Below are 14,458 nucleotides of genomic sequence, written 5' to 3' on the forward strand. Positions count from 1 at the left end.
TTTTTGGGGTGCCCCCTTTGCATATGAAAGAAGGGAGATAGACTCATGTCGGTTTCTGGTTCATCGTCGCTCAACTTGGGCGGGATGCAGGTTCTCAGTTCGATGATGGGGGGTATCGATTACTCCTCCATCATCTCCCAACTGTATCAAGCAGAAAAAGCGCCTGGAGATGCACTTAATACAACGATTCAGCAAGACCAGTTGTATATCAATGACTGGTCGAATATTGCAAGTATGGCGAATTCACTGCAAAATGATCTCGCGGGGCTCGCGAGCCTTTCGACCTACAATTCGTTTTCCACAATTGCAACAGGGTCGTTAGCAAGTGCAACGGCACAAAGTGGTGCTAGCCCTGGCACGTATAATATTACATTGCAAAAGGCTGGCACCGATGCCTCAATGACCAGTTCGGCAACAGGAATCAACGGGGCTATTGGACAAGCGGCAACTTCGAGCACTTTGCTCAGTCAATCCGTCTTTTCCCAACCGATTTCTGGTGGAACTATAAGTTTTACGTACGGTGGTACAACCGAGAGCTATAAAGTTAACACTGCGGATTCGTTGGGAACGACACTCCAAAACTTAACAAATCTCACTGGAGGACAAGTTGCATTCGCTTTGAACTCCTCGAATCAAATTACAGTGTCCGTTGCGAGCACGGCGGCTGGAGGTGTTGTTCTCGGATCTCCTGGTGACACGAGTAACTTCTTTCAGGCCGTTGGCTTAAATGGTAACTCGGCATCGGTCGGAGGTTCCACAACCAGCCATCTGGTTGGAGTGGCGCAGTTGCAGCAACCACTGCAGTCCTCCAACTTGGCAGGGGGGGTGACATCTACACCATCTGGTGGGATCAGTACTCTTGTTGTCAATGGAGTGAACATTAACTACAATACCGCGTCCGATTCTCTTGAATCCTTGATGCAAAACATCAATAGTTCGACAGCCGGAGTCACAGCAAGTTACGACCCGATTCAGGATAAAATCACGTTGACATCTAATTCTGCACAGCCAATCACCGTGGCAGATGGAACGAATAGCACCATTGCCAAAGCACTTGGTCTTGCGGGGACCTCATCTGCAGGCACAAATTGGGTCTATAAAGTTGGCGGCAACTCCGGTCTCAGTAGTCCGACGCCGACAATTTCAAACGCCATTCCTGGGGTGAATTTTACGTTTGCGAATAGTGCTGTGGCCAATACAACAGGTACCTTAACAGTGAAGCAAAATACGGATTCGCTTACAAAAGCAATTAGCCAATTTGTTGGTGATTTCAACAATTTGTACACTGAAATCGAGAAATACACCGGAAAAGGCGGCGATTTGCAGTCTGATTCGCAGCTGAATCTATTCGGTACGCAAATCATGAACGATGTTTTAAGTGTTGTCCCTGCCGCTCAACAAGCAGGCTATGCACAAACGACTGCTATGGGACTGGGGCTTTCCACTGGCCCGATTGGTTCCGCACCGGGAACAACGAATTCGCTGCATCTGAACACGAATACGTTAATTCAACAGTTCACAGCGAACCCGGCAGAAGTACGAACTATCTTTTCTAGTATTGCAACAACCTTGAACAACCATCTGACCGAGTACACAGGAACCATTAACAATCTCAATCCACTCAGTACTTATTCCTCGATGGGTGAGGGTGTCGTTCAGGCGCAACAGGACATGTATAACAATGACATCAAGAGTCTTGAACAAGAACAGTCTAACATTTATACACAGGCACAAGACTACGAGCAAAACTTGGCAAAGCAATTCTCAGCCCTGCAGAGTTACCAACAGCAGATGACCATGACACAACAAGAGCTGTCCGCAATAGGAGGGTAACCCATAAGAGAAATGAATGGTGGTACATGATGAATTTCTTAGAACGCAATCTGGAATCCTTAGGAAACAATAATGCTCAGATGATTGCAGAGTTGATAGCAAATTGTGAGTTTCCTACCAATCGTAAATGTGAACGGTCTTCAACAGGGGTTATGTATTATCGACATGAACATGACAGGCGCTGGATGCATCTGACCAGCGCCTACGCTCCTGAAGAGGAAGCAGCACGACAGTGCGAGCGACTTTTGCACGATACCACGTCGTCTCTTTGCTTCGTGCTTGGGGAGGCCGGCTTTTATCACGTTGAGGAGATTTTGAAGCGCGTTTCCTCAAAGACGTTTGTTGTGCTTGTATCAAGCAAACCGGAGCATTTAAAGTTGGTTTTGCAGTCTCGGGATTTGAGTGGAGTTTTGTCAGATTATCGGTTGATTTTCGCAGTTGATTCGGATGAAAAGGTAGTGCACGGATTTCTGAATGAGATTGTCACACGCCATCCCAAGAAGATGCCAACCTTTACTGTCTTTGAACATCCGGTAGAGGGGACTTTACAATCTCAATTTTGCAAGGGCGTCAAGGAGCATCTCGCGTGGTTGTTTCGTACACTCATTTCGAACTTTCATACTGCTGCCTTGTATGAGGAATATTGGGCAGAAAATTTTATGCTTAATATCCCCTATTTCATAAATTCGAAGGTTATCACCGACCTAGAAGATAGCTGGATGAAAAAGCCTGTGATTATTGTCGGAGCTGGCCCATCACTTGAGAAAAATATCCATTTGTTGCATAGGGCGAAGGGTAGAGCACTGATTGTATGCTGTGATACAGCATACAGAATAATGAAACGACATGACATTGTTCCGGATTTGATTGTGACTGTAGATGGAACCCCTGCCAACGCGGAACATATGGCGGGGATCGATTATTCGGATGCCCCTTTGCTAGCTGATTACTATTCTCACTATGACATTATAGCTAATCATAAAAACAATAAAATTTTTATCGAAACAATTGATTTTCACCAAAACTGGTGGGACAAAGTTAGCCCATTTCGAAAACAGAAGGCTTCAATCGTATCAGGTGGTTCTGTAGCGACACTCGCGTTCAGTTTTGCTCGTCGTATCGGAGCCAATCCCATTATTCTCATCGGGGTTGACTTGTCTTATCCCGGTGGCATGTACTACGCCAAAGGAGCCATACACGACGATCGAACTGTAGAAGATGTAAAGAAAACTAGACAATTGATTGAGGTCACTGACCTCAATGGTAGTACCACATATACAACTAGTGACTATTACTACTATCTTCAATGGTTTGAGCGTCAGGCTAAAGAGTCGACCGATGGTCGACTGTATATCAATGCAACAGAAGGCGGGGCACTAAAAGAGGGATTTCAGATCTCTACTCTTCGTGAAGTCATTGACCGTTATTGTGACAACGATGCCAACACACAAGCTTGGATGGAGTTGCTCGCGTCTAAACCTGTTGATCCCGCCCTGATTGCTCAGACTACGCAAAATATTAAACGCTCGTACTTCGAAACCAAGGGGTTGGTCAATCTAAGTGCGATTTTGATAAAACGACTAGAGCAATTCGTTTTGACTATTGCGGACGGAAAATACGCTGATATTCCCGAGATGGTGTCGTTTATTCAGAAAGGGTACGCGAAGACCATGCGCTTACAGTATGCCCTCACATTCATCAACGGACAGGCCCACAAAACGGCTTGGAAGGATCATTTGGTTGAGACTGTGATGGAGGACGGGAGAGACTCACTGACCGAAAGAGAACGTGCCATCGCATCTGCCCACCGAACCCTTGATTTGTTTCGTGATTTTTATAGAGTGGCGCAAGACACGGTACAACTGCATCGCCGCGGGCTGGCCGTGTTGAAACAGACCTATCAAACAGGGGAGGCTAGTATGGATGAATGCTAGTCAAGAATATCTGGAAATGCAAATCGAAAGCGCATCACAGGGGCAAAAGTTAATCATGTTGCATGACGGCTTAATCCGCTTTGCCAAGATTGCAATGAAGGCTATTGACGATAAGCGATATGATGTAGCGTCTGAAAACCTGAAATATGCACAGAACATTGCTTTACACTTGCGGAGTTCTCTCGTACATGACCATACACCGGACCTCACTGGCAACTTGGACACGCTATATTCCTACTGGTACATCCTTCTCACGCGGGCCAACATAGACAAGTCAATTGAACCCCTTCATGAGTTGATTCCGTTGGTGAAGCAGATGCGTGATACATGGGACACACTCGAAAAGCAATTGATTCAAGAGGGGAATGGTTGACCTTGTCGCTTGTCATAGATGGCGTGCTTCAACCCATTGATAATACGCTGACGTCTTTGCGGGACCGTATTCTGGAACTGCAGACCGAACAACGGTATGTGAAGACTGTCATGGTCAATGGTGAGAGCACAGTTCTTACGGATATTTTTAACAGACATTTTGCAGAGGAATCACAGGTGGAAATTTTTACTTACAACTCCTTGGACGAATTAATTGAAGATACGATGGAGTCATCAAACCAATATATACCACGTCTCATTGGAGCCATTGAATCGAGTGTCCGGGCATTTGCAGACTTCCGCAATGTCGAGGGTGTCGAATGGCTTCAGAAATCTGCAGGGATCCTTGATTGGCATCTTGGTGTTCTTCGAAACTTTGACGCGATGGCACCTGAGAAGGACATCTTGGTTTGTGAAATGTACAATCGCACCCAGGAAACATATGATGCCGTTAAACAAGCCGTTGAATCTGTGGATTTTGTGGCACTGCATGATCTTCTGAAGCATGAACTTCTTCCGCTTCTCTTGTCCTGGCATCAATCAGTACAAGTGTTCCAGCACCAGATGGAGTTAGAACACATGAAACAAAAATTGAATTTACATTAAGGATGGATTTGCGTGCTGAAAGGTCGAAACGTTCTTGTTACGGGGGGTACAGGATCAATCGGCAGTGAAATTGTTCGCCAAGTGCTGAAACAAGAGCCGAACGTAGTGCGCGTTTACAGTAGGGATGAATCTAAGCAGTTTGACCTTCAACATGAATTAGCCTCATACGGCTTGACAGTCCGATACCTTGTCGGCGACGTTAGGGATTTTGAACGACTACGTTTTGCAATGGATGGAATAGACGTTGTATTCCATGCGAGTGCATTAAAACATGTGCCAAGCTGTGAATTCAATCCGTTCGAAGCTGTAAAAACAAACATTATCGGCACACAGAATGTTATTCAAGCTTCATTAGACTGCGGTGTGGAACGCGTGATAGGCGTCTCCACAGACAAGGCAGTTAGTCCATCCAACACGATGGGTGCCACGAAATTACTTGCGGAGAAACTCCTCAGTTCTGCGAATCTTTACAAAGGGAATCGGAGAACCGTCTTTTCCTGTGTTCGATTTGGGAACGTGATGGGGTCTCGGGGGTCTGTACTGCCGCTGTTTGTCGATCATGTTCTTCAGCACAAGGACCTTCCTGTAACTGATTTGGAAATGAAACGATTTATGATGTCGATCACTGACGCAGTTAAGCTTGTGTTACAGGCCGGGGAGATTGCGGAAGGGGGAGAGACATTCATTTTACAAATGCCGGTTATCCGTGTGGTAGACCTGGCAATGCAGACAATTGCGATCCTGTCTGAGGAGTTTGGTTTGCCTGGAGTCTCAACATCGGTTGTTGGAATCCGACGCGGTGAGAAGCTGAATGAAGTCCTGATCGGCGATGAAGAACTGTCACGCGCCTATCGGTTGAATGACATGTACGTGATTAAGCCAGAATGGAAAGCAGATTCATATGGATGGGAAAATTTTGCACATCGTCCAGAATCATCGTGGTCCAGACTCTACGATACTGCTTCTGCTCCCGTGGCGACGCCCGAGGAAGTCGCAGCATTGATTGCACCCGTGGTGGAACGAATTCTTGCGGAAAAAGGCGTTTTCGTACCGGGTGTTAAAGACCGGGTGTATGTCTCATGAGAGGGCTAGCTGTGATACCTGCACGCGGGGGCTCCAAAGGTGTTCCACGAAAGAACATTCGCTTCCTGGCTGGTCGACCACTGATCGAATATTCGATTTCTATAGCCCTGGCTTGCCCGTACATTGACCGCGTCATTGTGAGTACAGATGACGACGACATCGCTAATATTGCAAGAGCAGCAGGAGCGGAGGTGCCTTGGCTTCGTCCCGCGGCACTTGCACAGGATGATACGTCTACCATGCAAGTTTTGCAGGATTTATCCTATCGTTTGTTTACAGAAGAAGGCTACGAGCCGAATTTTATATTACTTCTTCAACCTACTTCCCCATTTCGGACACTAGACGACGTAAATCACGCAATTGAGTTGTATCAAACTACCCAGTGTGACGAGGTTGTTTCTGTTGTGAAGTCGAAATATCATCCAAATTGGTGCTTTCATGCTGCAGATGATCGACTTGTACCATACGAAGAAGCAGTGATTTCGCGACGCCAAGACCTTACCCCGGTCTATGCGCTCAACGGCGCTGTATATGTTTATTCATCGGAATGCATTGTGAACGGCGTGACAAAGAAACCCAAGTATTTTATCGAAATGCCTGAAGAACGTTCGATTGACATTGACACTGAATTTGACTTTCAACTTGCGGAACTGGTGATGGCGCATGGGATTGTAGAGGGTGTGGTCCTATGAAAAAGGTGGCTGTTGTTACGGGAACGCGTTCAGAATACGGTATTCTAAAGCCCGTGTTATCAGCCATATCGGATCATCCAGACTTGACGCTTCACCTCTGGGTTACTGGGATGCACCTTCTGAAACGGTTTGGATACACAATAGATGAAATTGGTCGGGACGGTTGGGACGTAGAAGCAGTGGTACCCATGTACAACGATGAGGATAAATCTCATGCGCCTGCATTGGCACGTGCGATAACCGGTTTTGATGAAACTATTGCCAAGTACCGTCCTGACTGGATTGTCGTGCTTGGTGACAGGTTAGAGCCATTTGCTGTCGCACAGGCTGCTGCATTGTCAAGGATTGCAGTGGCACACATTCACGGTGGAGATAGAACAAATGGTGCGAACATCGATGAACAAATTCGGCACGCTCTGACGAGATTCTCTAATCTGCATTTTGCCGCTTCCAAGCAGAGTGCAGACAGGCTGTTAAAGATGGGTGAGGAACCTTGGCGGGTGGAATGCGTTGGTGCTCCCGCATTGGATACCATTCTGAATGAGAAACTATACTCGAGAGCGGCATTATCAGGCATCCTGTCGTTTGACGTCACCGTACCCTATATTTTGTGCGCGCAACATAGCGTAACTTCGCAAAGTGACGATGCCTATCGACAAATGCAATTAACTTTGGAAACCGTTGCGGAGTTTAATTTACCAACAATAGTCGTGTATCCGAATAACGACAGCGGATCAGAAGGGATTATCCAGGCGATAGTCCCATATCAGGACCACCCTCTATTCAGCGTCCAGACATCACTTCCACAAAGAGTATATTTAAGTCTCCTTAAGCATGCCAGCGTTCTCGTTGGCAACTCGTCCAGCGGACTACTCGAAGCGCCGTCTTTTGGTCTCCCGATGGTACACATAGGTATGAGGAATAAGGGGCGTGAACATGCGGACAACATCCAATTCGTAGACCATCGGAAAGGGGAAATCAGCAGAGCAATCTCAATCGCGCTGTATAACGCGGAGTATCGCCAGTACGTCAGAGGTCTAGAGAGTCCATACGGAGATGGGCAAGCCGGTGTACGGATTGCAAAGCGACTGGCAGAAACGCGAATTAACGAGGTGTTATTACAGAAACAACTCTCCTTTTAGAAGGTGATATAGGTGACTCGATGTTTTGTCATTGCTGAAATTGGAGTCAATCACAATGGTTCATTGGAAACCGCCAAGAAACTTGTGGGTCTTGCGAAAGCAGCGGGGGCAGACGCGGTCAAGTTTCAAACGTTCCAAACTGCCGAGTTGGTGACGAGGAAGGCGAAACAAGCATCCTACCAAATGGATAACGATCCTCATTTGAGTCAGTTCGATATGCTCGAGCGGCTCGAACTAACCAACGAAGAAACGGTCGAACTAAAAAATTATGCAGAGGCTAGAGAGATAGAGTTCTTGTCGTCCCCGTTTGACATCGCGAGCGTACACTTTCTAAAGTCTATCGGGGTTAAGACCATTAAAATCGGATCAGGTGAAATTACAAATCGCTTTTTACTTCAAACGGTTGCTGATACGGGGTTACCGGTGATTTTGTCAACAGGGATGAGCTCACTTGGCGAAGTTGAACAGGCACTATCCATTCTCATCGAAAACGACGTGACATTATTGCACTGTACAACATCCTATCCCACACCGTTTGAAAGCGTGAACCTGCGAAGCATGTTGACGCTGAGACATGCCTTCGATTGTCCTGTAGGGTATTCGGATCACACGGAGGGGATCGAGATTGCAGTGGCGGCAGTAGCCTTAGGAGCCACAGTCATTGAGAAACATCTAACTTATGACCGTTCTGCAATCGGCCCAGATCATAAAGCATCTTTGGAACCACCGGAGTTTAAAGCGATGGTCGAGGCCGTACGGAACGTAGAAATGGCGTTAGGTACTTCACGCAAGCAATGCTCTCCTGCAGAGATAGGTAATCGTGATGTTGCCCGCAAGAGTCTGGTCTTTACCCGTTCAATGACAGCTGGGGATATCATTACCGCTACAGACCTTACCGCGAAGCGCCCGGGTTACGGTATCTCGTCTATGCAATCCGCTGATGTGATAGGTTTCTCTCTCATTCAGTCGGTGCCAAAAGACACAGTTGTTACATGGGAGCTATTGAAAGGAGCCAAGACAGATGCCGAGTGATTTGAAAGGGTTATCGAATTGTGTTCAATGTGGGAAGATCTACTTGCGGATCACGTCCGCATTCTGTCCGGATTGCTTGAAGCAAGACCGAGAGAATCTTGAAAATGTAAGAGACTACCTGCGCTTTAATCGCGGTGCATCTATGGAAGAAACTGTTTCAGATACCGGTGTTGACCCGGGAAGGATTGTGGCATGGATTCAAGCAGGGCACTTGATGCTGAGCCCTCAGTCGGCCATTAAATATCCGTGTGAAAATAAGTGCGGTAGTCTTATACAGTCCGGAAAATATTGCCGAGAATGTCTTCATGATCTATCCAGATCGTTGGAAGTGCAAGTTCCTGAGCCTCGCAACCGAGGACACGGTTTCCTGTCGAAGGATAAATTTTGAGACGGTGGAGCGAATCCATGAGAACAGTCATTATTGGGGGTGGTGGTCATGCGAAAGTTGTTATCGATTCATTTCGACGCGCCTACCCCGAATGTGAGTTGGTTGGTGTGGTTGACGATTGTCCCCAGCTGTCTGGAGGTAAAGTACTTGGCGTCCCTGTCATTGGACATCTAGCGATGCTGGGACATATAAGGGACTCTGTTGATTTCGCTTTTATTGCTATTGGTGACAATCAAATTCGCGAAAGTATTGCCCTGAAGATCCGACATTTACAGTTCGATTTCCCTGTACTTGTACATCCGAGTGCAGTGGTCAGCAGTTCGGTGGAGATAGGTGCAGGAACGTTCGTAGCAGCTGGTACTGTCTTGCAACCGGACATCCGAGTGGGTGCACATAGTATTCTGAATACCGGAGCGACCATTGATCATGATTGCCATATCGGTGATTTTGTCCACATTTGCCCGGGTGTCCATCTCGCGGGTGCAGTATCCGTTGGCCATAGTGCACATGTTGGTATTGGCTCATCGGTGATTCAAACCGTTAGCATAGGAAACAGTGCCTACATTGGTGCGGGTTCAACCGTCGTTCACGACATCGGTCCTGGAGTGCTGGCATATGGAACACCATGCCGTGTAATTCGACATTGTGAATGACAGCTTTTAAGAAGGAATGTTCACCTTACCTTCTTTTAAGCGATACATCAGTCAAGTATTTTGTCCCAAATCGATATAGTTTGGAGAGATTCTATCCTTAACGAAACCAAGAGGTGTAGACAGTGCAGATTCCATTATCATCTCCAGATATCAACCAGTGCGATAAAGAGGCTGTTATGAGTGTATTAAACACTTCGGTTCTTAGCATCGGTCGTCAGCTCAAAGAGTTTGAGTCCTTAATTGCCGATTCGGTGGGCGTCAAACACGGCATAGGTGTGAATAGTGGTACCAGCGGATTGCATGTTATTATTCGAGCACTTGGAATCAGTGATGGGGACGAGGTCATTACAACACCGTTTTCTTTTGTCTCTTCTGCGAATTGTATTTTATTTGAAAGAGCGAAACCTGTATTTGTGGATATTGACCCTATTACGCTAAACATTGACCCGGCACAGATTGAGGAAAAAATTACACCGAAGACAAAAGCCATTCTCGGTGTCCATGTGTTTGGACATCCCTATGACATTGACACTATTCACGACATTGCAAGGCGGCACGGATTGTACGTGATTGAGGATGCCTGTGAAGCAATTGGGGCGAAATATCATGGACGCACGGTAGGTGCTGAGTCTGATGCAGCTGTTTTTGCCTTTTACCCGAATAAGCAAATAACCACGGGGGAGGGCGGCATGATTGTGACGAATCATGAAGAGCTTGCACGATTGGCTCGCAGTCTGCGCAATCAGGGTCGTAGTGACACGAACGAGTGGCTGAGTCACGAGCGTCTTGGTTACAACTATCGACTGAGTGAGATGAACGCCGCTCTCGGTGTATCTCAGTTTTCTCGTTTGAACAAGATTCTCTCTAAGCGAGCAGAGGTTGCTAACAAGTACACAAAACTATTTCATGGGGCCGACCAAATCATAACCCCACAACAGGCAGAAGATATTGAAAAGAGCTGGTTCGTATATGTCATTCAGTTGGCTGATGGTCTCGATCGTAATTTAGTGATGGAGGCATTGCAAGCCGATGGAATCGGTTGTCGCGGCTATTTTTCACCCATCCATCTTCAGCCGTTTTACAGAGAGCAATTTGGCTTCCAGGAAGGAGATTTCCCCATAACAGAATCCGTATCTGCACGAACTATTGCATTACCGTTCTTCACATCTATGTCGGATGATCAAGTCGAGTATGTGGTAGATCGAGTATGCAGTATCACGGAAAATATGTAGTCTGCTGTATTGGCCGCCAGTAGGCCTTGGGGGAATTCGTATGAGAGTAATGAAAGGTGTCTCCGTTATCTTGGCCAGCGTGATTTTAGCCGCCCTCTTACTCATGGTTGCATTGCACTTGATAGGGGTGGATCCGCTGTATAAATATGAGGCTTCTTTGGGATTGGTCAAATCAAAGGCATCCATTGTCTCGCAAACGTCAACACGGCAATCACAGATCGTAGATTTAGAGAAGAAGAATACTGCGTTAGCGAACCAGACAGCGGGTTACCAAACCACAATCAGTAACTTACAAACGAAACTGCAAGCCGCTGAGTCACAGGTGGGTCAGCTTCAAAAGCAAATTAAGAAGCTACAAACAACTCAAGCCACGCAGTCCGCTGAATGGAAGAAGGAAGCCAGTCTGCTGACCCAGTTACAACCAGACCAAGCTGTGACTGTCCTAAATGCCATCAACTCCATTCCAACTGAAGCTGAAATCTTAGCTCAAATGTCCACGTCGGATGCCGCACCAATTTTGGCGGCCTTTGCCTCCCAAGACGCGAAGACAGCTAGCCAACTTTTCACGTTGTCGACCAGCTATGCTGCAGCGGGACAATGAATCCACGAAGAACGTTTAAATTGCAAGGCATTACACTATAGTCATTGTGCTACTCAGGTTTTTCGGTATAACTCGATTGTCATGAGGTTAGTAAATTAATAAATCCGAATGAACGGAGTGGAAACTTGGGTCCACTAAACGGATTTGTACACACGGAGTCTACCAGTTCGCATCAAACGAAAGCGTCGGGAGACAAGCATGGCAAATCGAAGAAGAGCAACGGTGAGGAAGGTGTCGGTGCTTCCTTTGTGTCAATATTTCAATCCATTGTAGTGCCGAATCGGGGTCACACCAACGCTCACGTGCCCGTCGCGTCTGACGCAGGAGCGATAAAAGGGAACCGCAAGTTGAGTAGTGGACGGTCAAATCGCCCTGATTTATCGAGTGGTGCGTTAACGCAATATGCTCCGCTTCAAATAAATTCACTTACTACTTCAGGATTGAACGGCCGTGAACCAAGCACTGGTCCTTCGGAAGCTATGCCTTTGGAATCTTCACGGCGGCAGAGTCCGCAAGGAGAGAACCTGAAGCCCTCCCACCGTGGGAAGCAAGCCGGGAAAATCGGGACTCGCAATACGTTACAGTTGAGTATAAATCGTCATCAACTGCTTCTCTCGAAACACTTAGCGGTCTCTCCAGAGGCCGGGGTTCGAGCTGGCTCGATCTCTGGGGGAACGTCGAAAGGTTCTAAAGCAAACACCGATGAGTATGTTCAACAAATTCAGCAGGCACTGGTGAAGGCCACTCAGAACCCGCGTGGAAAATCCCACGTAAGTTCAGAAGCGTCGGGGCGTGTAAGTCGCGGTGCTCAGCAACAAAAAGCTGGCTCTAAGACACTCGCATCTTTGAGTGTGGCAGACGTGACAAGCTTAGCCGGGGAGAGCAAAGTCAAACCTTCAGAAATGACAGTGCATAATTTGTCATCGGCAACCTCGAAATCCTCAGGAGGTAGTCCTGTATCAAAAGGTCATAGTCAAGTGGATCCACAATTACCAGGACTCGCAGGATTGAACGTCAGCACGCTCGCTACTCCAAGTCCATCGAGTGATGCGACGTCAGCACAAACGCTGTCGTTGGCAGATCCAAGCGCCCATTCCGTCTTCCAGGATATCGTTAGCGGGCAGGTTCAGTCTGGTCAGCAGTCAGTGACCGTAAATATTCATCCCGAAGGGATGGGGAACATCAACATTATTGTCAACCAAACTACCGCTCACCAGATTTCTGTCCAAGTTCAAGCGAGTAGTGCGCAGACCGTGCAGTGGTTCAATCAGCAAAAGGATGGACTTACCAGCGCGTTGCAGAACACGGGTTTTCAACTGTCCGGATTTCAAATCTCTTATGGACAAGGGAACGCAGATCAGCACGGCCGTGGATTCATTCCCTACCGAGGTATCCAAACCGCGAAAAGCGCTGGCTCGATAGCTTCTATTGATGTTGTACAACCGGAAGAGGTAGGCATATCTGATTCGCAAACTCGGAGGTGGTTTGGGTGACAACACCGATTCCTGCACAGATGTCGTCTGTTTCAACAGCTTTGCCATCCGGGGTTCCTGCGAACCCAAATGGTCAACTCACTGAAAACTCGTTCTTACAGATGATGGTGACACAGATGCAATACCAGGATCCCCTTTCCTCGTCTTCTACCAGTGGAACTCAAATGCTGTCTCAACTATCACAGTACGCACAGATTGAAGCGCTTACGAATCTCGAACAAATTGCGCAGTCCATCCAATCTGCTCTTGGGATGAGTATGGGAGCTCAAATTCTAGGCAAGACAGCCACTGTAACAGATTCCTCGGGGAACGCTGTCACTGGAACGGTGACTTCAGTTAAAAACAGCAACGGCACGTCACAAATTGAGATCAATAACAACTACTATCCGACCTCGAGTGTGACACAAATCGGTTAATGCTCATGTTTCGACTCCAACCATTCATTTTTCGCGTGGTTGGGGTTTTTTTATTGACAACAGATATAAAGATTCGTCAATTTACGACACGTATGTATAATGCGTGTATGTTAGGAGGGCATATGATGACATCTGATAATCTCGCGTTGGGTCTTCTTCAAAATGCTCTAACGGCGTCCAGCTTACGTCAGGCGGCCTATTCCAATAACATCGCAAATGCAGATACACCTGGATATAAAGCCCAGAGCGTCGAATTTGAGTCCCTATTTCAAAATGCGATGACAACCGCTCCTGCTGCACAGCTTGGGCAAAAGTCTATGCCCATCTCGCTGAACAATTCGACCGCACTTTTGAATATCAAACCAGAAGTGGTTTCGGATCCAAATACGACAGTAAACAATAATGGGAACAACGTTGATATTGCATCTCAAATGGCTGGAATGGCGGAAAACCAACTCCGTTACAATGCATTGTCTCAGGACATGTCAATCCGATTTACCCGTATCGAAAATGTGCTTACTGGAGTGTGATAAGCGTGATTGACCCTATGGCCATTAGTGCTTCGGGATTGACCTTTAATCAGCTTCGAATGGACGTCATTGCAAATAATGTAGCGAACGCTAATACGACCAGAACACCTGAAGGCGGGCCCTACCGCCGTGAAGTAGTCGTGGCGCAACCTCTTCAACAATCCTCTTTTGGTAATTTGCTGGGTCAGTACATGGGGAGTGCTGGCAATCAAATTGGTAGTGGTGTTCAAGCAGTGCAAATTGCCCAGGATCCGAGTCCATTCCCCAAAGTGTACGATCCCTCCAGTCCTGACGCGGTGAATGGGTATGTGCAGATGCCGAATGTCAACATTCAAACAGAAATGACTGACATGGTTGATGCCATCAACGCCTACCGTGCCAACTCGACTGCTTTTGATGCTTCAAAACAACTGGATATTGCAGCCATCACACTCGGGAAGTAGGTAACTTA

Annotated in this window: 15 protein-coding genes; all 15 read left to right on the forward strand. The window is 47.0% G+C overall.

The window, feature by feature from the left end; translation table 11 throughout:
- Positions 1-45: 45 nt before the first annotated feature.
- The gene (gene fliD, locus AN477_RS06955) at positions 46-1,833 is read left to right on the forward strand and encodes a flagellar filament capping protein FliD (protein ID WP_054968448.1); all 1,788 of its coding nucleotides are present in this window, start codon (positions 46-48) and stop codon (positions 1,831-1,833) included.
- Positions 1,834-1,862: 29 nt separating this feature from the next.
- Positions 1,863-3,767, forward strand: coding sequence for a motility associated factor glycosyltransferase family protein (locus AN477_RS06960; protein WP_169787857.1), 1,905 nt, complete (start codon positions 1,863-1,865; stop codon positions 3,765-3,767).
- Positions 3,757-4,140, forward strand: a complete 384-nt coding sequence (gene fliS, locus AN477_RS06965; RefSeq protein WP_054968450.1) for a flagellar export chaperone FliS — start codon at positions 3,757-3,759, stop codon at positions 4,138-4,140. The genes AN477_RS06960 and fliS overlap by 11 nt, the downstream gene beginning before the upstream one ends.
- The gene (locus AN477_RS06970; RefSeq protein ID WP_054968451.1) at positions 4,137-4,745 is read left to right on the forward strand and encodes a hypothetical protein; all 609 of its coding nucleotides are present in this window, start codon (positions 4,137-4,139) and stop codon (positions 4,743-4,745) included. The genes fliS and AN477_RS06970 overlap by 4 nt, the downstream gene beginning before the upstream one ends.
- A 12-nt stretch (positions 4,746-4,757) precedes the next feature.
- On the forward strand, positions 4,758-5,828 hold the full coding sequence (locus AN477_RS06975) for a UDP-N-acetylglucosamine 4,6-dehydratase family protein (protein WP_054968452.1): 1,071 nt from the start codon (positions 4,758-4,760) through the stop codon (positions 5,826-5,828).
- The gene (locus AN477_RS06980; RefSeq protein WP_083486042.1) at positions 5,825-6,520 is read left to right on the forward strand and encodes an acylneuraminate cytidylyltransferase family protein; all 696 of its coding nucleotides are present in this window, start codon (positions 5,825-5,827) and stop codon (positions 6,518-6,520) included. The genes AN477_RS06975 and AN477_RS06980 overlap by 4 nt, the downstream gene beginning before the upstream one ends.
- Positions 6,517-7,662: a UDP-N-acetylglucosamine 2-epimerase gene (gene neuC / locus AN477_RS06985; RefSeq protein WP_054968454.1), complete on the forward strand. Its 1,146-nt coding sequence runs from the start codon at positions 6,517-6,519 to the stop codon at positions 7,660-7,662. The genes AN477_RS06980 and neuC overlap by 4 nt, the downstream gene beginning before the upstream one ends.
- A 12-nt stretch (positions 7,663-7,674) precedes the next feature.
- Positions 7,675-8,694, forward strand: coding sequence for an N-acetylneuraminate synthase (gene neuB / locus AN477_RS06990; protein WP_054968455.1), 1,020 nt, complete (start codon positions 7,675-7,677; stop codon positions 8,692-8,694).
- A 405-nt stretch (positions 8,695-9,099) separates the two neighbouring features.
- A complete protein-coding gene (locus AN477_RS07000; protein WP_054968457.1) occupies positions 9,100-9,735 on the forward strand; it encodes an acetyltransferase in 636 nt (211 codons plus the stop codon).
- Positions 9,736-9,857: 122 nt separating this feature from the next.
- The gene (locus tag AN477_RS07005; RefSeq protein ID WP_054968458.1) at positions 9,858-10,967 is read left to right on the forward strand and encodes a DegT/DnrJ/EryC1/StrS family aminotransferase; all 1,110 of its coding nucleotides are present in this window, start codon (positions 9,858-9,860) and stop codon (positions 10,965-10,967) included.
- Positions 10,968-11,007: 40 nt separating this feature from the next.
- Entirely contained in the window at positions 11,008-11,568 is a 561-nt protein-coding gene (locus tag AN477_RS07010) for a hypothetical protein (protein ID WP_054968459.1), read from the forward strand.
- 125 nt (positions 11,569-11,693) lie between these two features.
- Positions 11,694-13,061 carry a flagellar hook-length control protein FliK gene (locus tag AN477_RS07015; RefSeq protein ID WP_054968460.1) on the forward strand — a complete coding sequence of 456 codons (1,368 nt, stop codon included), beginning with the start codon at positions 11,694-11,696 and terminating at the stop codon, positions 13,059-13,061.
- On the forward strand, positions 13,058-13,477 hold the full coding sequence (locus tag AN477_RS07020) for a flagellar hook capping FlgD N-terminal domain-containing protein (RefSeq protein ID WP_054968461.1): 420 nt from the start codon (positions 13,058-13,060) through the stop codon (positions 13,475-13,477). Before AN477_RS07015 ends, AN477_RS07020 begins: the two co-directional genes overlap by 4 nt.
- A 125-nt stretch (positions 13,478-13,602) precedes the next feature.
- On the forward strand, positions 13,603-14,007 hold the full coding sequence (gene flgB / locus AN477_RS07025; protein WP_054968462.1) for a flagellar basal body rod protein FlgB: 405 nt from the start codon (positions 13,603-13,605) through the stop codon (positions 14,005-14,007).
- Positions 14,008-14,012: 5 nt separating this feature from the next.
- The gene (gene flgC, locus AN477_RS07030; RefSeq protein WP_245631747.1) at positions 14,013-14,450 is read left to right on the forward strand and encodes a flagellar basal body rod protein FlgC; all 438 of its coding nucleotides are present in this window, start codon (positions 14,013-14,015) and stop codon (positions 14,448-14,450) included.
- The last annotated feature ends 8 nt before the right edge of the window (positions 14,451-14,458 follow it).

The organism is Paenalicyclobacillus ferrooxydans (genome assembly GCF_001399675.1).
In the GTDB taxonomy this organism is placed as follows: domain Bacteria; phylum Bacillota; class Bacilli; order Alicyclobacillales; family Alicyclobacillaceae; genus Alicyclobacillus_B; species Alicyclobacillus_B ferrooxydans.